This is a genomic window from Pseudomonas sp. Marseille-QA0332, assembly GCF_054950175.1.
Genome location: NZ_CM143106.1, coordinates 4,332,415 through 4,350,022, shown reverse-complemented (window position 1 = coordinate 4,350,022; position 17,608 = coordinate 4,332,415). Strand labels below are relative to the sequence as shown.

General features: G+C 63.6%; 22 protein-coding genes. 10 read left to right on the top strand and 12 right to left on the bottom strand.

Annotated features, from left to right (window positions below):
• Positions 1-42 precede the first annotated feature (42 nt).
• Genes ACY8GK_RS20080 through ACY8GK_RS20060 form a run of 5 tightly spaced genes read right to left on the bottom strand, consistent with a single transcriptional unit; the run spans position 43 to position 3,078 of the window.
• Positions 43-345 (bottom strand): STAS domain-containing protein, encoded by a 303-nt coding sequence (locus ACY8GK_RS20080; RefSeq protein ID WP_196181151.1) that lies wholly within the window; start codon positions 343-345, stop codon positions 43-45.
• Positions 342-995, bottom strand: coding sequence for an MlaC/ttg2D family ABC transporter substrate-binding protein (locus ACY8GK_RS20075; protein WP_196181152.1), 654 nt, complete (start codon positions 993-995; stop codon positions 342-344). The genes ACY8GK_RS20080 and ACY8GK_RS20075 overlap by 4 nt, the downstream gene beginning before the upstream one ends.
• A 9-nt stretch (positions 996-1,004) precedes the next feature.
• The gene (gene mlaD / locus ACY8GK_RS20070; RefSeq protein ID WP_196181153.1) at positions 1,005-1,472 is read right to left on the bottom strand and encodes an outer membrane lipid asymmetry maintenance protein MlaD; all 468 of its coding nucleotides are present in this window, start codon (positions 1,470-1,472) and stop codon (positions 1,005-1,007) included.
• Entirely contained in the window at positions 1,472-2,269 is a 798-nt protein-coding gene (gene mlaE / locus ACY8GK_RS20065; RefSeq protein WP_196181154.1) for a lipid asymmetry maintenance ABC transporter permease subunit MlaE, read from the bottom strand. Before mlaE ends, mlaD begins: the two co-directional genes overlap by 1 nt.
• Positions 2,269-3,078 carry an ATP-binding cassette domain-containing protein gene (locus ACY8GK_RS20060; RefSeq protein ID WP_196181155.1) on the bottom strand — a complete coding sequence of 270 codons (810 nt, stop codon included), beginning with the start codon at positions 3,076-3,078 and terminating at the stop codon, positions 2,269-2,271. Before ACY8GK_RS20060 ends, mlaE begins: the two co-directional genes overlap by 1 nt.
• 227 nt (positions 3,079-3,305) lie before the next feature.
• On the opposite strand from ACY8GK_RS20060, the gene ACY8GK_RS20055 reads away from it, so the two are divergent.
• The 9 genes from ACY8GK_RS20055 (at position 3,306) to ACY8GK_RS20015 (ending at position 9,898) form a co-directional block, all read left to right on the top strand.
• Positions 3,306-4,280, top strand: a complete 975-nt coding sequence (locus tag ACY8GK_RS20055) for a KpsF/GutQ family sugar-phosphate isomerase (protein ID WP_462401889.1) — start codon at positions 3,306-3,308, stop codon at positions 4,278-4,280.
• Positions 4,281-4,386: 106 nt separating this feature from the next.
• The gene (gene lptC / locus ACY8GK_RS20050) at positions 4,387-4,959 is read left to right on the top strand and encodes an LPS export ABC transporter periplasmic protein LptC (RefSeq protein ID WP_462401888.1); all 573 of its coding nucleotides are present in this window, start codon (positions 4,387-4,389) and stop codon (positions 4,957-4,959) included.
• Positions 4,946-5,470 carry a lipopolysaccharide transport periplasmic protein LptA gene (gene lptA, locus ACY8GK_RS20045; RefSeq protein WP_462401887.1) on the top strand — a complete coding sequence of 175 codons (525 nt, stop codon included), beginning with the start codon at positions 4,946-4,948 and terminating at the stop codon, positions 5,468-5,470. The genes lptC and lptA overlap by 14 nt, the downstream gene beginning before the upstream one ends.
• Positions 5,471-6,196 carry an LPS export ABC transporter ATP-binding protein gene (lptB, locus tag ACY8GK_RS20040; RefSeq protein WP_196181158.1) on the top strand — a complete coding sequence of 242 codons (726 nt, stop codon included), beginning with the start codon at positions 5,471-5,473 and terminating at the stop codon, positions 6,194-6,196.
• Positions 6,197-6,394: 198 nt separating this feature from the next.
• Positions 6,395-7,888, top strand: coding sequence for an RNA polymerase factor sigma-54 (locus ACY8GK_RS20035; protein WP_196181159.1), 1,494 nt, complete (start codon positions 6,395-6,397; stop codon positions 7,886-7,888).
• Between the two features lie 79 nt (positions 7,889-7,967).
• Positions 7,968-8,276, top strand: a complete 309-nt coding sequence (gene hpf, locus ACY8GK_RS20030; protein ID WP_196181160.1) for a ribosome hibernation-promoting factor, HPF/YfiA family — start codon at positions 7,968-7,970, stop codon at positions 8,274-8,276.
• Positions 8,277-8,284: 8 nt separating this feature from the next.
• Complete coding sequence (gene ptsN, locus ACY8GK_RS20025) at positions 8,285-8,749, top strand: PTS IIA-like nitrogen regulatory protein PtsN (protein WP_196181161.1); 465 nt, start codon at positions 8,285-8,287, stop codon at positions 8,747-8,749.
• Between the two features lie 2 nt (positions 8,750-8,751).
• Complete coding sequence (gene rapZ, locus ACY8GK_RS20020; protein ID WP_196181163.1) at positions 8,752-9,606, top strand: RNase adapter RapZ; 855 nt, start codon at positions 8,752-8,754, stop codon at positions 9,604-9,606.
• A 19-nt stretch (positions 9,607-9,625) separates the two neighbouring features.
• Complete coding sequence (locus ACY8GK_RS20015) at positions 9,626-9,898, top strand: HPr family phosphocarrier protein (protein ID WP_196181165.1); 273 nt, start codon at positions 9,626-9,628, stop codon at positions 9,896-9,898.
• A gap of 29 nt (positions 9,899-9,927) precedes the next feature.
• Here ACY8GK_RS20015 and ACY8GK_RS20010 read toward each other — a convergent pair whose 3' ends face one another.
• The 6 genes from ACY8GK_RS20010 to pmbA form a co-directional block, all read right to left on the bottom strand.
• The gene (locus ACY8GK_RS20010; RefSeq protein ID WP_196181166.1) at positions 9,928-10,821 is read right to left on the bottom strand and encodes a ZIP family metal transporter; all 894 of its coding nucleotides are present in this window, start codon (positions 10,819-10,821) and stop codon (positions 9,928-9,930) included.
• A 10-nt stretch (positions 10,822-10,831) separates the two neighbouring features.
• Positions 10,832-11,443, bottom strand: a complete 612-nt coding sequence (locus ACY8GK_RS20005; RefSeq protein ID WP_462401886.1) for a superoxide dismutase — start codon at positions 11,441-11,443, stop codon at positions 10,832-10,834.
• 1 nt (position 11,444) lies between these two features.
• A complete protein-coding gene (locus ACY8GK_RS20000) occupies positions 11,445-11,906 on the bottom strand; it encodes a DUF2753 family protein (protein ID WP_196181168.1) in 462 nt (153 codons plus the stop codon).
• 39 nt (positions 11,907-11,945) lie between these two features.
• Positions 11,946-13,322, bottom strand: a complete 1,377-nt coding sequence (locus tag ACY8GK_RS19995) for a class II fumarate hydratase (RefSeq protein WP_196181169.1) — start codon at positions 13,320-13,322, stop codon at positions 11,946-11,948.
• The gene (locus tag ACY8GK_RS19990; protein WP_462401885.1) at positions 13,315-13,716 is read right to left on the bottom strand and encodes a FagA protein; all 402 of its coding nucleotides are present in this window, start codon (positions 13,714-13,716) and stop codon (positions 13,315-13,317) included. The genes ACY8GK_RS19995 and ACY8GK_RS19990 overlap by 8 nt, the downstream gene beginning before the upstream one ends.
• A gap of 410 nt (positions 13,717-14,126) precedes the next feature.
• Positions 14,127-15,473, bottom strand: a complete 1,347-nt coding sequence (gene pmbA, locus ACY8GK_RS19985; protein ID WP_196181171.1) for a metalloprotease PmbA — start codon at positions 15,471-15,473, stop codon at positions 14,127-14,129.
• A 107-nt stretch (positions 15,474-15,580) separates the two neighbouring features.
• Between pmbA and yjgA the strand changes: the two genes are divergently transcribed.
• Positions 15,581-16,102, top strand: a complete 522-nt coding sequence (gene yjgA / locus ACY8GK_RS19980) for a ribosome biogenesis factor YjgA (protein WP_462401884.1) — start codon at positions 15,581-15,583, stop codon at positions 16,100-16,102.
• A 66-nt stretch (positions 16,103-16,168) separates the two neighbouring features.
• Here the strand turns inward: yjgA and tldD are convergent, their stop codons facing one another.
• Entirely contained in the window at positions 16,169-17,608 is a 1,440-nt protein-coding gene (gene tldD, locus ACY8GK_RS19975; protein ID WP_196181173.1) for a metalloprotease TldD, read from the bottom strand.

Sequence of the window (17,608 nt, the reverse complement as noted above, 5' to 3'; positions counted from 1 at the left end):
GCAGAGGCTCGCTGACCGAGGGGCTGCCCTGGCTGGCAAGCATCAGCTGGCCAGCACCTGCGTCAGGTCATAGACCTCGGCGATTTCCCGCATGTCGTGCGGCATGCCCTGCAGCGTGCAGGCCTTGCCTGCCGCCTGCGCGTCGCGCATGAACCCCAGTAGCAGTGCCAGGCCGACACTGGTGGAATGCTCGACCGCCGAGCAATCCAGCACCAGGCGCGGCTCCCGACAGGCAGCGATCAGCGCCTGGCCGGCCTTGCGCAGCCGCGGCCCACTACGGTAGTCCAGCACTCCGGTCAGACGCAGCACGCCCGGTTCGACCATGCTTACGCCGGTTTCGCTCATTGCACGGCCTTGTCGGGCGATTGCTCGGCGGCCTGCTTGGCCTTGGCCACTTCGCCGGCCCAGCTGTCGATGGTCTTGTCCAGGTCGTTGCCGTTGCGCTGCATGGCATCGGCGAACTGATCGCGGAACAGCTTGCCGATGTTGATGCCATTGACGATGACATTGCGCACCTTCCACTCGCCGCCGATCTTCTCCAACGTGTAGGAAACCGGATAGACGGCGCCGTTGTTGCCCGTCACCTTCATGCCGACGCTGGTCCGCTGGCCGCTTTCATCCTTGGCCGGATCGACCTTGATGCCCTGGTTGTCGTACTCGAGCAGGGCATTGCCATAGAACTGCATCAGGCTGCGCTTGAAGTTTTCCTGAAAGCGCTGCATCTGCTGCGCGCTGGCCTTGCGCGAATACTTGACGGTCATGATGCTCTTGGAGATGCCGTCGGCATCGACCACTGGTCCGAGAATCTGGTTGAGCGAGTTGTAGAACGCTTCGCGGTCGTTGCGGTAGGTTTCTCGGTTGGCCTGCAAGTCCGCCAGCAGCTTGTCGGTGGTGCCCTGGATCACCTCGTGGGCCGACTGCCCGGGAGCTGCGCTCGCCAGCATCGGTAGGGCCGCCAGCAGCACCAGCAGGCCACGTCGCAATATAGAGATCATGAAAACTCCTTATTTAGCTTCTTTGCCAACGGAATTGAGCAAAAACTTGCCGATCAGGTCCTCGAGCACCAGCGACGACTGGGTGTCATGGATGGTCCCACCGTCCTTGAGCACGCTGTCCTCGCCACCGACGCTGATGCCGATGTACTTCTCGCCCAGTAGCCCGGCGGTCAGGATCGATGCGGTGGAGTCGGTCGGCAGGTTGTCGACGTTGCGATCCAGCTGCAGCGTTACCCGACCGGTGAACGAATCACGGTCCAGGTCGATGGCGGTGACCTTGCCGATGGTCACGCCCGCCATGGTCACCTTGGCTCTGACAGTCAATCCGGCGATATTGTCGAAGTAGGCATAAACTTTGTAGGTTTCGCTGCTCGGGCTGGCGGACAGGCCGCTGACGCGCAGGGCCAGCAGCAGCAGCGCCAGGATACCGGCCAGAAGGAACAGGCCGACACCGATTTCCAGGGTGCGGTTTTGCATCAGAAATCTCCAAACATCAAGGCGGTCAGAATGAAGTCCAGTCCCAGGACTGCCAGGGAGGCATAGACCACGGTCCTGGTAGTGGCACGGCTGATCCCTTCGGAAGTGGGTTCGCAGTCATAGCCCTGGAACACGGCGATCCAGGTCACCACGAAGGCGAACACCAGGCTTTTCACCAGACCGTTGAGAACATCGTCGGTAAAGGAAACACTGTTCTGCATGTTGGACCAGAAGGAGCCCTCGTAGACTCCCAGCCAATCCACCGCGACCCAGGAGCCGCCCCAGATGCCGACGACACTGAAGATCAGCGCCAGCAGCGGCAGCGAGATGAAGCCGGCCCACAGCCGCGGGGCGACGATGTACTTGAGCGGGTCGACACCGATCATCTCCAGGCTCGACAGCTGCTCGGTGGATTTCATGTTGCCGATCTCGGCGGTCAGCGCCGACCCCGCGCGCCCGGCGAACAGCAGCGCGGTGACCACCGGCCCCAGCTCGCGCAGCAGGGTCAGGGCGATCATCTGGCCGACGGCCTGCTCCGAGCCGTACTTGGTCAGGATGCTGTAGCCCTGCAGCGACAGCACCATGCCGATGAACAGGCCGGACACGACGATGATCGCCAGCGACAGCACGCCGACCGAATAGAGCTGACGCACCAGCAGCTGGAAGCCGCCGCCGATGCCGCCGCGGCCGATCAGGGCATGCCCCAGGAACAGGCACGAGCGCCCCAGCACCGCGACGATATCGATGGCCGAGCGGCCGAACAGACGAATACGTTCGAGCAAGGATCTTCTACGCATCAACGCGCCCCCAGCAAGTCGGCGCGGTAGTCGGGCGCAGGAAAATGGAATGGCACGGGGCCGTCGGGGTCGCCCTTCATGAACTGGCGGATACGTGGATTGTCCGAACCCATCAGCTCCTGCGGCGTACCCTGGCCCAGCACCTGGCCGTCGCCGACCACATAGATGTAGTCGGCGATGCTGGCGGTTTCGGCCAGGTCATGCGAGACCACGATGCTGGTGATGCCCAGGGCGTCGTTGAGCAGGCGGATCAGCCGCACCAGCACGCCCATGGCGATCGGATCCTGGCCGACGAAAGGCTCGTCATACATGAGGATCTGCGGGTCCAGGGCGATCGCCCGAGCCAGCGCCACGCGCCGCTTCATGCCGCCGGAGAGCTCGTCCGGCATCAGTTCGATGGCGCCGCGCAGGCCCACGGCCTGCAGTTTCATGAGCACGATGTCACGGATCATCTCGTCGCACAGCTCGGTATGCACGCGCAGCGGGAAGGCGACATTCTCGAAGACATCGAGGTCGGTGAACAGTGCCCCGCTCTGGAACAGCACGCCCATCTGCTTGCGCGCATCGAACAGGTCGCCACGCGACAACGACGGCAGGTTCTGCCCGCCGACCCAGACTTCGCCACTGGCAGGCCGCAACTGCGCGCCCATCAGGCGCAGCAGCGTGGTCTTGCCGCACCCGGACGGCCCCATGATGCCAGTGACCTTGCCGCGTGGGATCCTGATGTCGACATCGTTGAAAATGCTGCGCGAACCGCGCTTGAAGGTGACGCCCTTCAACTCGACCGCGTACTCGCTATCCACACTCATCTAGACTCCTTGCGATACGACTCGTCAGTTGGACGTCCGCCTTCATCATGAAGGCACACCCCTGGAACGGGCCGAACAGCGGCGAACTATAGCATCGCGGGCAGTCCCGCCCAAGCTGCGAGCGGTCTGCCCCGGCCTGGCGAAGCCGTTCGGGACAATCATCAGGTGAGGCTTTCGCGCTTACCCGTTATAATCGACACCTTTAGACCAGACATGCCTCAATCGACATGAGCCAACCCAGCGAGCTGATACAATCCGCCCGGCGTACCTTGCGTCTCGAACTCCAGGCCATGAAGGACCTCCTGGCACGCCTGGACGACAGTTTCGTCCAGGCCTGCGAGCTGATCCTGGCCAGCAAGGGCCGGGTCGTGGTGCTGGGCATGGGCAAGTCGGGACACATCGGCAACAAGATCGCCGCGACCCTCGCCAGCACGGGCACGCCGGCCTTCTTCGTGCACCCGGCCGAGGCCAGCCATGGCGACATGGGCATGATCACCCGCGACGACGTCATCCTCGCGCTGTCGAACTCCGGCAGCACGGCCGAGATCGTTACCCTCCTGCCGCTGATCAAGCGCCTGGGCATCCGCATGCTCAGCCTCACCGGCAACCCCGTTTCGCCGTTGGCCCAGGCCGCCGACGTCAACATCGACGTGAGCGTCGCCAAGGAAGCGTGCCCGCTCAACCTGGCGCCCACCTCCTCGACCACCACTGCCCTGGCGCTGGGCGACGCCCTGGCCATCGCCCTGCTGGAAGCTCGCGGCTTCACAGCCGAGGACTTCGCCTTCTCGCACCCGGGCGGCGCGCTGGGCCGACGCCTGCTGCTCAAGGTCGAGAACGTGATGCACGGCGGCGACGAGCTGCCCCAGGTAGCGCGTGGCACCCTGCTCAAGCACGCACTGCTTGAAATGTCCCGTAAAGGTCTGGGCATGACCGTGGTACTCGAGGCCGACGGGCGCCTGGCTGGCATCTTCACCGACGGCGACCTGCGGCGCAGCCTGGATCGCAACATCGATGTCCACCAGACCTTGATCGACCATGTCATGACCGCGCATGGCAAGACCGCGCGCCCCGACATGCTCGCAGCCGAGGCACTGAAGATCATGGAGGATCACAAGATCAACGCACTGGCCGTGGTCGATGCCCAGGACCGCCCGATCGGCGCCCTGAACATGCACGACCTGCTGCGCGCGGGCGTGCTTTGATGCATGCCAGTCCTGAGCAATCTGGCGTGCGCCGGTGTCGCACGTCTATGCTGCGCGTCCGCGGTGGCCTGGACGCGGTCAACGCCCATTACCTGTAGAGCTTGATATGTTCAGCAAGAAAGCCCGCAACATCGTCATCCTCGGCGCGATCGCCGCGCTGCTGGTCGCGATCGGCTACTGGAACGTCAGTCCGGAAAGCTTCCTCGACAAGCCCCTGGCACAAGTCGACGAAAGCGCCATCGACTACTATGCGATCAACGCGCACAGTATCCAGTACCTTCCCGACGGCAAGGTGCAGTACGAAATGACCGCCGACAAGGTCGAACACCTGAAGGCCAGCGAGGTGACCCTGCTGACCGCGCCCGACCTGCACATGTACCGCGGCACGCCCTACCCCTGGCATGTACAGAGCGAGCGGGCCGAGGTCAACCCGGACGGCACCGAGGTCGAGCTGATCGACAAGGTGCGCGTGGCGCGCACCGACGAAAGACAGCGTGAAACCATCATTACCACTGCTCGCATGACCGTGTTCCCGCAGAAGCAATATGCGCAGACCGAGCAAGCCGTTAGAATCGACGGCGCCGGTGGCACCACTACGGGCAAGGGCATGAAAGCCTATTTGAAAGACGGCAGGATGGACCTGCTGTCCAACGTAAGAGGACAGTATGAGGCTCGTTAAAACCCTCCCCCTTTTGCTCAGCCTGAGCGCAGCACTGGGAAGCGCGAGCGCCTGGGCCTTGCCGACCGATCGTGACCAGCCTATCCGGATCCAGGCCGACAATGCCCATCTCGACGATAAGAAGGGCGTGGCTACCTACACCGGCGACGTGATCATCACCCAGGGCTCGATGGTGATCAAAGGCAACACCGTCACCCTCACCCGCGCCGAGTCGGGCGACATCGACACCGTGACCTCGGTGGGCAACCTGGCCTACTTCGAGCAGCAGCAGAGCACGGCCAAGCCGGACAAGATGCAGGGCTGGGCGGTCACCATCCAGTACCAGGCGCTCAAGGACCTGGTGGTGCTGACCGACCGTGCCAAGGTGACCAACGACGGCAACAGCACCGAAGGCGAGAAGATCGTCTACAACACCAAGTCGCAAGTGGCGACCGCCGGCCGTGGCGGCAACGTCACCACCCCGCGCCAGCGTATCGACATGGTGATCCAGCCGAAGAAGAAGGCCGAGTAAATGGCGACCCTCAAAGCCCAGCACCTGGCCAAGAGCTACAAGGGGCGGCAAGTCGTGCGCGACGTCAGCCTGTCCATCGACAGTGGCCAGATCGTCGGCCTGCTCGGCCCGAACGGCGCCGGCAAGACCACCTGCTTCTACATGATCGTCGGCCTGGTCCAGGCCGACCAGGGCCGCGTGCTCATCGACAGCCTGGACGTCAGTCGCCAGCCAATGCATGGTCGGGCCCGCGCCGGCATCGGCTACCTGCCGCAGGAAGCCTCGATCTTCCGCAAGCTCTCGGTGGCCGACAACATCATGGCGATCCTGGAAACCCGCAAGGACCTGGATCGCGAAGGGCGACGCAAGGAACTCGAGTCGCTGCTGCAGGAGTTCCACATCAGCCATATTCGCGACAACCTGGGCATGAGCCTCTCCGGTGGCGAGCGTCGCCGCGTGGAAATCGCCAGGGCCCTGGCCACGGCGCCGAAATTCATCCTGCTCGACGAACCCTTCGCGGGGGTCGACCCGATTTCCGTCGGCGATATCAAGCAGATCATCCATCACCTCAAGGCCAAGGGCATCGGTGTGCTGATCACCGACCACAACGTCCGCGAAACGCTGGATATCTGCGAGACGGCCTATATCGTCAACGACGGCAAGCTGATTGCCGAAGGTGATGCCGAAACAATCCTCGCCAACGAGCTGGTGAAGGAGGTCTATCTGGGCCACGAGTTCCGGCTCTGACGTCATGGGCGCCGAGGGCCGACGCGAGCTGTCGCGCCCCGTTGCGGCATGCTCGTCGCGCAGGCACTTTTCGTGCAAGCCCTAGGCAAACGAAGCGATTTCAGGCATATGGTTTGCCTGATTCAAGCGCTCCGGCGCTTCGTGTATGTGTAGTGGATGGCGCATGTGCGCCGGCGAACAAGGTATTAAGCCCCAGCCATGAAACCATCGCTCGTCCTAAAAATGGGCCAGCAACTGACGATGACCCCGCAGTTGCAACAGGCCATCCGTCTGCTCCAGCTTTCCACCCTGGATCTCCAGCAGGAAATCCAGGAAGCGCTGGAGTCCAATCCGATGCTCGAACGCCAGGAAGACGGCGACGACTTCGACAACAGCGACCCGATGGCCGACAACGTCGAGAACAAGCCGGTCGCCGAAACCCAGGACAACGGCAACCAGGAGGCGACGCTCGGCGCCGATAGCCTGGATGAAGGCGACTGGAGCGAGCGCATCCCCAACGAGCTGCCGGTCGACACGGCCTGGGAGGACATCTACCAGACCAGCGCCAGCAGCCTGCCGGCTGGCGACGATGACGAGTGGGACTTCACCACCCGCACGACTGCCGGCGAGAGCCTGCAAAGCCATCTGCTGTGGCAGCTGAACCTGGCACCGATGTCCGATACCGATCGGCTGATCGCCGTCACGCTGATCGACTGCATCAACGACAAGGGTTACCTGGAGGAATCGATCGAGGAGATCTGCGCCTCCTTCGATCCCGAGTTCGATATCGAACTCGACGAGGTAGAGGCCGTCCTGCACCGCATCCAGCAGTTCGAACCTGCCGGTGTGGCGGCGCGCGACCTTGGCGAATGCCTGCTGCTGCAGCTCCGCCAGCTGCCGGCCGGCACGCCCTGGCTGAACGAAGCCCAACGCCTGGTCACCGACTACATCGACTTGCTGGGCGCGCGCGACTACAGCCAGCTGATGCGCCGGATGAAGCTCAAGGAAGACGAGCTGCGCCAGGTCATCGAACTGGTGCAAAGCCTCAACCCGCGCCCCGGCTCGCAGATCGAGAGCAGCGAGCCCGAGTACGTGGTGCCGGACGTGATCGTGCGCAAGCACAACGACCGCTGGCTGGTGGAGCTCAACCAGGAAGCCGTGCCGCGCCTGCGCGTCAACCCGCAGTACGCCGGTTTCGTGCGCCGCGCCGATACCAGCGCCGACAATACTTTCATGCGCAATCAGTTGCAGGAGGCGCGCTGGTTCATCAAGAGCCTGCAAAGCCGCAACGAGACGCTGATGAAGGTCGCCACGCAGATCGTCGAGCACCAGCGCGGCTTCCTCGACCATGGCGACGAGGCGATGAAACCGCTGGTCCTGCACGATATCGCCGAAGCGGTGGGCATGCACGAGTCGACCATTTCTCGGGTCACCACCCAGAAATACATGCACACCCCGCGCGGCATCTATGAATTGAAATACTTTTTCTCCAGTCACGTGAGCACCTCCGAGGGCGGCGAATGCTCGTCCACGGCAATTCGCGCGATCATCAAGAAACTGGTCGCCGCGGAAAATCAGAAAAAGCCATTGAGCGACAGCAAGATCGCTGGTTTACTGGAGGCACAAGGCATCCAGGTCGCCCGTCGCACCGTCGCCAAATATCGCGAGTCGCTCGGCATCGCACCGTCGAGTGAACGCAAGCGACTGATGTAGCCCTCGGATGTATCACAGCGTTCCAGTGGCAGGTGCAATACCTGCCTCTTCATTGCACGGGCAACAAAGGAGAAGCTGTATGCAAGTCAACATCAGTGGACACCATGTCGAAGTCACCCCGTCGCTGCGCGACTATCTGGACCAGAAGCTCAAGCGCCTGGAGGGTCATTTCGACAAGATCACCAACGTGCAGGTCATCCTGAAGGTCGAGAAGCTGCAGCAGAAGGTCGAGGCGACCCTGCAGATTCCTGGTGGCGAAGTGGTAGCCAATGCCGAGGACGCAGACATGTACGCAGCGATCGATGCCCTTGCCGACAAGCTCGACCGTCAATTGAAAAAACACAAGGAAAAACAGCAGAACCTGCTGCAAGGCGCAGCAGCCCGCTGACCCCATCCATGATCCGACTTGAAACCATCCTGACCCCCGGCCGTTCCCTGGTGAACGTGCCGGGCGGCAGCAAGAAGCGCGTGCTCCAGGAAACCGCCACCCTGATCGCCAGGGAAGTGCCGGAACTGGAAATGGAAGACGTCTTCGAGAAACTGGTCGCCCGCGAGAAGCTGGGCTCCACCGGTTTCGGCAATGGCATAGCCATTCCCCACTGCCGACTTGCCGGTTGCACGGCACCGGTCAGCGCACTGTTGCACCTCGATGCGGCCATCGACTATGACGCCATCGATGGCGAACCGGTGGACCTGCTGTTCGTCCTGCTGGTACCGGAGGCGGCCACCGATGCGCACCTGGAACTGCTGCGCCAGATCGCCAGCATGCTTGACCGGGAAGACGTGCGCCGCAGGCTGCGGGATGCCGACAGCAACGAAGCCTTGTACCAGGTTGTCCTGGACGTACAGAACGGCGGCTGAACATGCGTCTGATCGTCGTCAGCGGCCGATCCGGCTCCGGCAAGAGCACCGCCCTGGATGTCCTGGAAGACCACGGCTTCTATTGCATCGACAATCTGCCAGCGGGCCTGCTGCCCCAGCTGGCGGAAAACGCCCTGCTCAATACGGAGTTGCTGCAACCGAAGGTGGCGGTATCGATCGATGCCCGCAACCTACCCAGCCATCTGTCGCGTTTTCCCGAGCTGCTCGAAGATGCCCGGGCCCGGCATATCCAATGCGATGTGCTGTACCTGGACGCTGACGAAGATACCTTGCTCAAGCGCTTTTCCGAGACCCGTCGGCGCCACCCGCTGACCAACGCCAATCGCTCGCTGGCCGAAGCCATTCGCGTGGAAAGCGAGCTGCTCGGGCCGATCGCCGACCTGGCCGACCTGAAGATCGACACCACCAATCTCAACCTCTACCAACTGCGCGACTCGATCAAGCTGCGCCTGCTCAACCAGCCCGAGCCAGGCACGGCGTTCCTGGTCGAGTCGTTCGGTTTCAAGCGCGGCATGCCGGTCGATGCCGACGTCGTCTTCGACGTACGCTGCCTGCCCAACCCGTACTGGAAACCGGAACTGCGCGAGCACTCCGGCCTGGAGCAACCGGTCATCGATTACCTGGCCGCCCAGCCTGACGTCGAGGAAATGTTCCAGGACATCTCCAGTTACCTGCTCAAGTGGTTGCCGCGCTTCGCCGCCAGCAACCGGGCCTATGTCACCATCGCTATCGGCTGCACGGGCGGTCATCATCGGTCGGTATATCTGACCGAGCGCCTCGGCCTGCTGCTGCAGCAGTCTCTGAAAAACGTCCAGGTCCGCCATCGCGACCTTTAGCCACAGGATCCGCCCGAACATGCCCGCTCGTGATATCACCATCATCAACAAGTTGGGGCTGCACGCTCGCGCGGCTGCCAAGTTCGTCGGCGTGGCCGGACGCTTTCCCTGCCAGGTGAAGGTCGGTCGTGCCGCCGACCGCCTGGTGGATGGCAAGAGCATCATGGCGGTCATGATGCTGGCCGCTGGCAAGGGCACCCAGATTCATGTGCATACCGAGGGCGAGCAGGAAGACGAAGCGCTGCAGGCACTGGTCGAACTGATCGACAACCGCTTCGACGAAGGCGAGTAGCCGGGCCTGGCCAGCCACCCTCGGTAGCGTCAGGACATCGCCGTGTCCATCACCATCATCAGGCAGAAGCCGCAGCATAGACCCAGGCTCGCCAGCCGATGATGCCCATTGCTGCGCGCCTCGGGAATGATCTCCTGGGTGACGACCAGCAGCATGGCCCCAGCCGCGCAGGCCAGGCCGAGCGGCAAAAGCAGTTCGGCGACGTTCACCAGCCAGGCGCAGATGACCGCGGCCAGCGGCTCCACCAAGCCGGAGGCCGCTCCGATCAGGAAGGCCTGGAAGCGGGGCATACCGGCGCCTGCCAGTACCAGCGCGATGACCAACCCTTCGGGCACATCCTGCAGCGCGATGCCCATGGCCAGGCTGTCCGCATCGGACATGCCGCCACCGGCCGAAACACCGATGGCCATGCCTTCGGGGATGTTGTGGGCGATGATGGCAATGACGAACAGCCAGATCCGGGCGGCGACCACCGGGCGCTGCTCGGTGCCTACCAAGGCCTGCGCCGAAGCCCCGGACACCTTCAGGTCTACCAGGAACAGGCACAGCGCACCGAACAGCAGCCCGGTACTGATCAAGGCACCCGCGCCCCAGGCGCTGAAACCGATGGCCTGGGCAGCATCCAGGCCGGGGATTATCAGCGAGAAGGCTGTCGCCGCGAGCATCACCCCAGCGCCAAATCCCAGCAATGTGTCGGCCAGAGCCACCGGCATGTTGCGAATGACCAGCACCGGAACGGCACCCAGCGCCGTACCCAGGGCGCACAGCGCACCGCCCTCGAGCGCGCGCAGCATGCGCGGCTCGAGGTCCAGCCAGGCGATGCCTCGCGCCAGCAGCAGCGCGGTTCCGACCAGCAACAGCAAAGTACCCAGGGCCAGGCGAAACAGCCGCACACTGCTGACGGACATCACCTCCGAGCGCATGGCCGTCGGCTCACTTCAAGGCATCGGCGTAGCGACGTTCCACTTCGGCCCAGTCCACGACGTTGTAGAAGGCGCCGATGTACTCGGGACGACGGTTCTGGTACTTCAGGTAGTAGGCGTGCTCCCAGACGTCCAGACCCAGGATCGGCGTGTTGCCGTGCATCAATGGGCTGTCCTGGTTGCCCGTGCTCTCGACCACCAGTTTCTTTTCCGGGGTGACGCTGAGCCAGGCCCAGCCACTGCCGAAACGGCTGAGCGCAGCCTTGGTGAAGGCCTCCTTGAAAGCGTCGAAACCGCCCAGTTGCTCGTCGATGGCCTTGGCCACCTGCCCTTGTGGCTTACCGCCGCCCTGCGGCGACATGATGGTCCAGAACAGGCTGTGGTTGGCGTGGCCACCGCCATTGTTGGTCACCGGCCCCTGCAGGTTCTGCGGCAATTGCTTGACCGCGCCGACCAGCTTCTCGATCGGCAAATCCTTCCACTCGGTTGCCTCGATGGCGGCATTGAGGTTGTTGATGTAGGTCTGGTGGTGCTTGGTATGGTGGATTTCCATGGTCTGGGCATCGATGTGCGGTTCCAGAGCATCGTAGGCGTAAGGCAACGCTGGCAATGTATGTGGCATGTCAATGGATTCCATGTGGGTGGTTGCGAGTTTCGACATCAGCTTTGGCGGTGAGTGCATTTGTCTGCAGCGTATGTCGTTCGAGCAGACGTGCGGTGCGCGGGTACTGTCCATGTTCGCCTATGAAGTTCAGAAGCTCCGTATAGGTCCTGGCGCTGTGGCGCAGGGCCGCCTCGCGCAGCGCCTGCGACAGACGCGGTTGCTGGCTGGCCTGGAGCAAGTGCTGGTGGGCCGCGCACAGGTAGTCGGCGCTTTCCTGGGGCTGATCCAGGCGCAAGTGCAGGTCGGCCAGGTTGTGATGGGCGATGACCAGCGCGGCTACCGCTTCGTCGACGTCATGCCAACGCTCGAACAGGACCTGCGCCAGCGCCAGGGCCTGCAGGTAATGCTCTCGTGCATCGACCAGCTCCCCTTGTTCGAACAGGCGATTGGCAATTTCCGTGGTGCGTTTCCAGTGCTGCATGACGTACCTCCTCGACGATGACCGCTGGCGCCTGATGCCTCAGATGCCGCCAGCTGTGAGTTTTTCCGGATCGAGCAGCGCCTGCAGCTGATCGCGCGACAGATCGGTATGCTCCAAGGCCACGTCGATGATCGGACGCCCCTGCTTGTAGGCAGTCTTGGCTATTTCCGCCGCCTTCAGGTAACCGATGATCGGATTCAAGGCAGTGACCAGGATCGGATTGCGCGCCAGGGCTTGCTTGAGCCTGGCTTCGTTGACCGTGAAGCTGGCGATGGCCTTGTCAGCCAGCAGGCGGCTGGCGTTGGCCATCAGCTCGATGCTTTCCAGCAAGTTGCGGGCGATGACCGGCAACATCACATTCAGCTCGAAATTGCCGGACTGGCCTGCCACGGCGATGGTGGCGTCGTTGCCGATCACCTGGGCGGCGACCATCGCGGTGGCCTCCGGGATGACCGGGTTGACCTTGCCCGGCATGATCGACGATCCCGGCTGCAGCCCCTGCAACTCGATTTCACCGAGGCCGGCCAAGGGGCCCGAGTTCATCCAGCGCAAGTCGTTGGCGATCTTCATCAGCGCCACGGCACCGGTCTTGAGCTGGCCGGACAAGGCCACCGCAGTGTCCTGGGAACCGATCAGGGCGAACAGGTTGGCACCAGGCGCGAATTGGATCTTGGTCAACCCGCCGAGCTGGCGGGCGAAAGTGGCAGCGAATTGCGGATGGGCATTGATGCCCGTGCCCACCGCGGTACCGCCCTGGGCCAGGGCCTGCAGGCTGGGCAAGATGGCTTCCAGATGCGCCAGCGCGCCGCGGACCTGGGCCGACCAGCCGCCAAGCACCTGGCTCATGCGTACCGGCATGGCATCCATCAGGTGGGTGCGGCCGGTCTTGACGTATGGGTGGACCTGGCCGGCCTTGTCATCGATCACCTGCGCCAAGTGGCGCAGCGCCGGGAGCAGTTGCTCGTGCAAGGCCAGGGCGGCACTGACATGGATGGTGGTCGGGATGATGTCATTGCTGCTCTGCCCGCAATTGACGTGGTCGTTGGGGCTGATGGCGGCGCCGACGATCCGGCTGGCCAGGGTCGCGATGACTTCGTTGGCGTTCATGTTCGAACTGGTGCCGGAACCGGTCTGGAAGACATCCACCGGGAAGTGCTCGATGAAGTCCGTCGCCAACAGCTGTTCGACCGCCTGCACGATCGCCGCGCCCTGCTCGGCCGTCAGTTGTTGGAGTTCGACATTGGCCTTCGCCGCTGCCGCCTTGGCCAACAGCAAAGCACGCACGAACTGTACAGGCATGCGCTGCCCGCTGATGGGAAAGTTGTCGACCGCGCGCTGCGTCTGCGCGCCGTACAGCGCCTGGGCCGGCACCTGCAGCTCACCCATGCTGTCGCGCTCGATACGGGTATCACTCATCATCAAATCCTTGCATCAGTTCATCGGGGGAAATGGAAGGCAGCAACGCACAGCTGGCCAGTTGCAGTGCATAAGGCTGCCAGCGCGCGTTGTGCTCGCGACGGTCGAGCCGGCGCAGGTCGAGCAGCGGGCGCCAGGCCTGGTCCAGGCACAAACAACGCCAGTGCCAGGGCAGCATGCGATCGCAAGCGGTATCGAGCAGCAGCTGGAAGGAAGTCAGCGCCACGGTCCAGGCGCTGGTGTCGGTGCAGCACACCAGGTAGCGCCCTTCGGCGAGATAATGCTCGATCAGACGCGGTTCGTCCGGTTCCAGGGCGCAGCGGATGCGCCGGCTCAGCCAGCGCCAGTTTTCCAGGTAGGGCAGCTCATGAAGGATGGGTTTCATGGACATCATCACTGGGTAGCCTTGTAATGATATTCATTATTAATTGATAAATGTAATCACTTCAAGAGCGCAGGGGAAATGTGAGAGTCGAGGGTCGTGCAGGGGCGATGCCGGCGCAGGTCCGGCCGCGACAGGGCGCGCAGCGGCGTTAGGACCTGGCAGGAAGGTGGCTGCCAGCGTTCGGGTGGTACTGGCGGCAGAGCGCGATGATGGCTTGACAGAGGGAGCGCCGCGGCGGCAAATGGCGGCCCACCGCAGGGGGCCATCGCGGCACGGCGGCCTCCTACGCGGGCCGAGCTTCCAGCGTCCATCGGTGGCGCTTTGCAGGGTTGCCGCTCCACGATCCGTCGCGGCCGGCTCGGCGTCTCGACGGCGGCCGCTCACGGCTGGTGGCTTTTTCAGGAGCGTTGCGCGCCCCCTCAACTACCTGCGACGGTCATCCGCTCGATCAGCACCGAACCCGTATGGATATTGCTTCTGGTCTCGATGTCATTGCCGATGGCCACGATCTTCTGGAACATGTCCTTCATGTTGCCGGCGATGGTCACCTCCTGGACGGCGAACTGGATCTCGCCATTCTCCACCCAGTAACCCGCCGCACCGCGCGAATAGTCGCCGGTAACCATGTTCAGCCCATGGCCCATCAGTTCGGTCACCAGCAGCCCACGGTCCATGCGGCGTATCAGCGCTGCCTGGTCCTCGTCGCCGTGGGTCACGAACAGGTTGTGCACACCGCCAGCGTTGGCGGTACTTGGCAGGCCCAGCTTGCGCCCTGAATAGGTACCCAGAACGTAGGAAACCAGCTCGCCATCCTGCACGAACGGCTTGGCATAGGTGGCCAGGCCATCGCCGTCGAATGCGGCGCTAGCGAGCGCGCGCGGCAGGTGCGGGCGTTCGTCGAGGGTCAGCCAGGCGGGAAACAGTCGCTGACCGATGGCGCCTTCGAGGAAGGAAGACTTGCGATACAGGTTGCCACCGGAAATCGCCGCCAGGAAACTGCCGAACAGTCCGCCCGCCAGCTCGGCAGAGAACAGCACCGGCACCTCGCAGGTTGGCACCGGCCGCGCGCCCAGGCGACTGGCGGCACGGCGAGCTGCGTGTTCGCCGATGCTGCGCGGGCTGGCCAGCAACGGGCCTTGGCGGTTCACGTCGAACCAGTAGTCGCGCTGCATCTGCCCTTCGCCTTCGGCGATCATCACGCAGCTCAGGCTATGCCGGGTGGAGGCATAGCCGGCGACGAAGCCGTGGCTGTTGCCATAGACGCGGCAGCCCTGATGAGTATTGAGGCTGGTACCGTCGGCATTGCTGATCCGGCTGTCGGCATCGAACGCCGCGGCCTCGCATTCCAGGGCCATCTCGATGGCCTTCTCCGGCGCGATGCCCCAGTCATGATAGAGATCGAGCTGGGGAATCTCGCTGGCCATCAGGGCCGCATCGGCCAGGCCGGCGCATTCGTCCTCGGATGTATGCCGGGCGATCGCCAGGGCAGCGGCCACGGTTTCGCGAATGGCTTGCGGACCGCTGGCCGAGGTACTGGCCGAGCCTTTGCGCTGGCCGACGTAGAGGGTGATGCCGAAACCCTGGTCGCGGTTGAACTCGACGGTCTCCACCTCGCGCTGGCGCACCGTGGTGGACAGCCCCTGCTCCAGCGAAACGGCCACCTCGCAGGCGCTGGCGCCCTGGCGGCGCGCTTCGGCGACGATCTGTTCGACCTGATCCTGCAACGCTGGCAGGTCCTGCGGGCCTATGCTCTGGACTGCGCTCATGGTTCTCTCCCACTAATTCTGTGTTCGGCATGGGTCATCGACCGACCGGGCCGGACAAGCGGCCCCCGAGTGGTTATCATGGCGGCGTTTTCCAGCGGACTGCCACCATGGTTGATTCATACGACGACGCCTTCGACGGCGAAAAAAGCAAGACCCAGATCAAGCGTGAACTGCACGCCCTGGTCGAACTCGGCGAGCGTCTCACCACGCTCAAGCCCGATACCCTGGCGCGCCTGCCGCTCACCGATGCCCTGCGCAAGGCCTTGGCCGAAGCCAGCAAGCACACCGCGCACATCGCTCGCAAACGTCATCTGTCGTTCATCGGCAAGCTGATGCGCGACCAGGACATCGAGGCCATCACTTCGGTGATCGACCAGCTCGACACCTCCACGCGCGAATACAACGAGCGCTTCCATGCCCTGGAACGCTGGCGCGACCGGCTGGTCGACGGCAACGACGAAGACCTGGAGCGCTTCGTCAACGAATATCCCGAGGCCGACCGCCAGCACCTGCGCTCGCTGATCCGCCATGCGCAGCACGAAAAGGCGCGCGACAAGCCGCCTGCCGCCGCGCGCAAGGTCTTCAAGTACATCCGCGAGCTCGACGAGACGCAGCGCGGCCTGCGCTGAGCCAGGCCAGACCGGCACGCGCCGGCATCGCTGCGCCAGCGCGTGCCGGCCCCGTGGCCGCTCCTCTCACGCGCCGGTGCCGCCGACGGTGATGGCGTCCAGCTTCAAGGTCGGCTGACCGACGCCAACCGGCACCGATTGTCCATCCTTGCCGCAAGTGCCCACGCCACTGTCCAGGGCCAGGTCATTGCCGACCATCGAGACTCGGCTCATCGCCTCGGGACCGTTGCCGATCAAGGTCGCGCCCTTGACCGGGGCGGTGATCCTGCCGTCCTCGATCAGGTACGCTTCGCTGGTCGAGAAAACGAACTTGCCACTGGTGATATCGACCTGGCCGCCACCAAGGTTGGCGCAATACAGGCCTTTCTTCACCGATGCGATGATTTCCTCGGGGTCGCTGTCGCCGGCACGCATGTAGGTGTTGGTCATGCGCGGCATGGGCAGGTGCGCATAGGATTCACGACGGCCATTGCCGGTCACCGCCATGCCCATCAGGCGCGCATTGAGCTTGTCCTGCATGTAGCCCTTGAGGATGCCGTTTTCGATCAGCGTGGTGCATTCGGTGGGCGTCCCTTCGTCATCGACGCTCAAGGAGCCACGGCGCCCTTGCAGGGTACCGTCGTCGACGATGGTGCACAGGCTCGAGGCGACCTTCTGTCCGATCTGACCACTATAGGCCGAGCTACCCTTGCGATTGAAGTCGCCTTCCAGACCATGGCCGACCGCTTCGTGCAGCAGCACGCCGGACCATCCTGGGCCAAGTACCACGGGCAGGGTACCGGCCGGGGCCGGCACCGCCTCGAGATTGACCAGCGCCTGGCGCAAGGCCTCGCGGGCGTAGCCCATCACCCGCTCCTCGCTGAAATAGCGGTAATCCGTGCGCCCGCCCCCGCCTTGCCCGCCACGCTCACGACGACCGTCATGCTCGACGATCACGCTGACGTTGAAGCGCACCAGGGGGCGCACATCGGCAGCCAGGCTGCCATCGGCGGCCGCGACCAGGATGCGCTCCCAGACACCGGCCATGCTTACGCTCACCTGCTGGATACGCGGATCGAGTGCGCGAGTGGCGGCATCCACCCGCTTGAGCAGTTCGACCTTCTCTGCCCGGCTCAATACATCGAGGGGATTGTCCGGCGCATACAGGGCAGCGACATCCTGGCTACGGAAAGCCTGTACCCGGCCCTGCTGGCCGGCACGGGAAATCGAGCGGGCGGCATGCGCGGCCGACGTCAGCGCTTCGAGCGTGATGGCATTGCTGTAGGCGAAGCCGGTCTTTTCCCCGGACTGAGCACGCACGCCCACGCCTTGGTCGAGGTTGAAGCTGCCTTCCTTGACGATCCCGTCCTCCAGTGCCCAGGTCTCCGATACCTGGCCTTGGAAATACAGGTCCGCGGCGTCGATGCCGGGGCCGGCCAACTCGCCCAGCACAGCTTGCAGGCTGTCCAGGGTCAATCCGCCCGGGGCCAGGAGCTGCTCGCTGACGGTGGATAACATCTGGCTCAT

What these genes read in the sequence shown, in the direction of transcription:
- ACY8GK_RS20080 (WP_196181151.1), bottom strand. Translation starts at nt 345, where the DNA reads ATGAGCGAAACCGGCGTAAGCATGGTCGAACCGGGCGTGCTGCGTCTG.
- ACY8GK_RS20075 (WP_196181152.1), bottom strand. Translation starts at nt 995, where the DNA reads ATGATCTCTATATTGCGACGTGGCCTGCTGGTGCTGCTGGCGGCCCTA.
- mlaD (WP_196181153.1), bottom strand. Translation starts at nt 1,472, where the DNA reads ATGCAAAACCGCACCCTGGAAATCGGTGTCGGCCTGTTCCTTCTGGCC.
- mlaE (WP_196181154.1), bottom strand. Translation starts at nt 2,269, where the DNA reads ATGCGTAGAAGATCCTTGCTCGAACGTATTCGTCTGTTCGGCCGCTCG.
- ACY8GK_RS20060 (WP_196181155.1), bottom strand. Translation starts at nt 3,078, where the DNA reads ATGAGTGTGGATAGCGAGTACGCGGTCGAGTTGAAGGGCGTCACCTTC.
- ACY8GK_RS20055 (WP_462401889.1), top strand. Translation starts at nt 3,306, where the DNA reads ATGAGCCAACCCAGCGAGCTGATACAATCCGCCCGGCGTACCTTGCGT.
- lptC (WP_462401888.1), top strand. Translation starts at nt 4,387, where the DNA reads ATGTTCAGCAAGAAAGCCCGCAACATCGTCATCCTCGGCGCGATCGCC.
- lptA (WP_462401887.1), top strand. Translation starts at nt 4,946, where the DNA reads ATGAGGCTCGTTAAAACCCTCCCCCTTTTGCTCAGCCTGAGCGCAGCA.
- lptB (WP_196181158.1), top strand. Translation starts at nt 5,471, where the DNA reads ATGGCGACCCTCAAAGCCCAGCACCTGGCCAAGAGCTACAAGGGGCGG.
- ACY8GK_RS20035 (WP_196181159.1), top strand. Translation starts at nt 6,395, where the DNA reads ATGAAACCATCGCTCGTCCTAAAAATGGGCCAGCAACTGACGATGACC.
- hpf (WP_196181160.1), top strand. Translation starts at nt 7,968, where the DNA reads ATGCAAGTCAACATCAGTGGACACCATGTCGAAGTCACCCCGTCGCTG.
- ptsN (WP_196181161.1), top strand. Translation starts at nt 8,285, where the DNA reads ATGATCCGACTTGAAACCATCCTGACCCCCGGCCGTTCCCTGGTGAAC.
- rapZ (WP_196181163.1), top strand. Translation starts at nt 8,752, where the DNA reads ATGCGTCTGATCGTCGTCAGCGGCCGATCCGGCTCCGGCAAGAGCACC.
- ACY8GK_RS20015 (WP_196181165.1), top strand. Translation starts at nt 9,626, where the DNA reads ATGCCCGCTCGTGATATCACCATCATCAACAAGTTGGGGCTGCACGCT.
- ACY8GK_RS20010 (WP_196181166.1), bottom strand. Translation starts at nt 10,821, where the DNA reads ATGCGCTCGGAGGTGATGTCCGTCAGCAGTGTGCGGCTGTTTCGCCTG.
- ACY8GK_RS20005 (WP_462401886.1), bottom strand. Translation starts at nt 11,443, where the DNA reads ATGCCACATACATTGCCAGCGTTGCCTTACGCCTACGATGCTCTGGAA.
- ACY8GK_RS20000 (WP_196181168.1), bottom strand. Translation starts at nt 11,906, where the DNA reads ATGCAGCACTGGAAACGCACCACGGAAATTGCCAATCGCCTGTTCGAA.
- ACY8GK_RS19995 (WP_196181169.1), bottom strand. Translation starts at nt 13,322, where the DNA reads ATGAGTGATACCCGTATCGAGCGCGACAGCATGGGTGAGCTGCAGGTG.
- ACY8GK_RS19990 (WP_462401885.1), bottom strand. Translation starts at nt 13,716, where the DNA reads ATGATGTCCATGAAACCCATCCTTCATGAGCTGCCCTACCTGGAAAAC.
- pmbA (WP_196181171.1), bottom strand. Translation starts at nt 15,473, where the DNA reads ATGAGCGCAGTCCAGAGCATAGGCCCGCAGGACCTGCCAGCGTTGCAG.
- yjgA (WP_462401884.1), top strand. Translation starts at nt 15,581, where the DNA reads ATGGTTGATTCATACGACGACGCCTTCGACGGCGAAAAAAGCAAGACC.
- tldD (WP_196181173.1), bottom strand. Translation starts at nt 17,608, where the DNA reads ATGAGCCAGATGTTATCCACCGTCAGCGAGCAGCTCCTGGCCCCGGGC.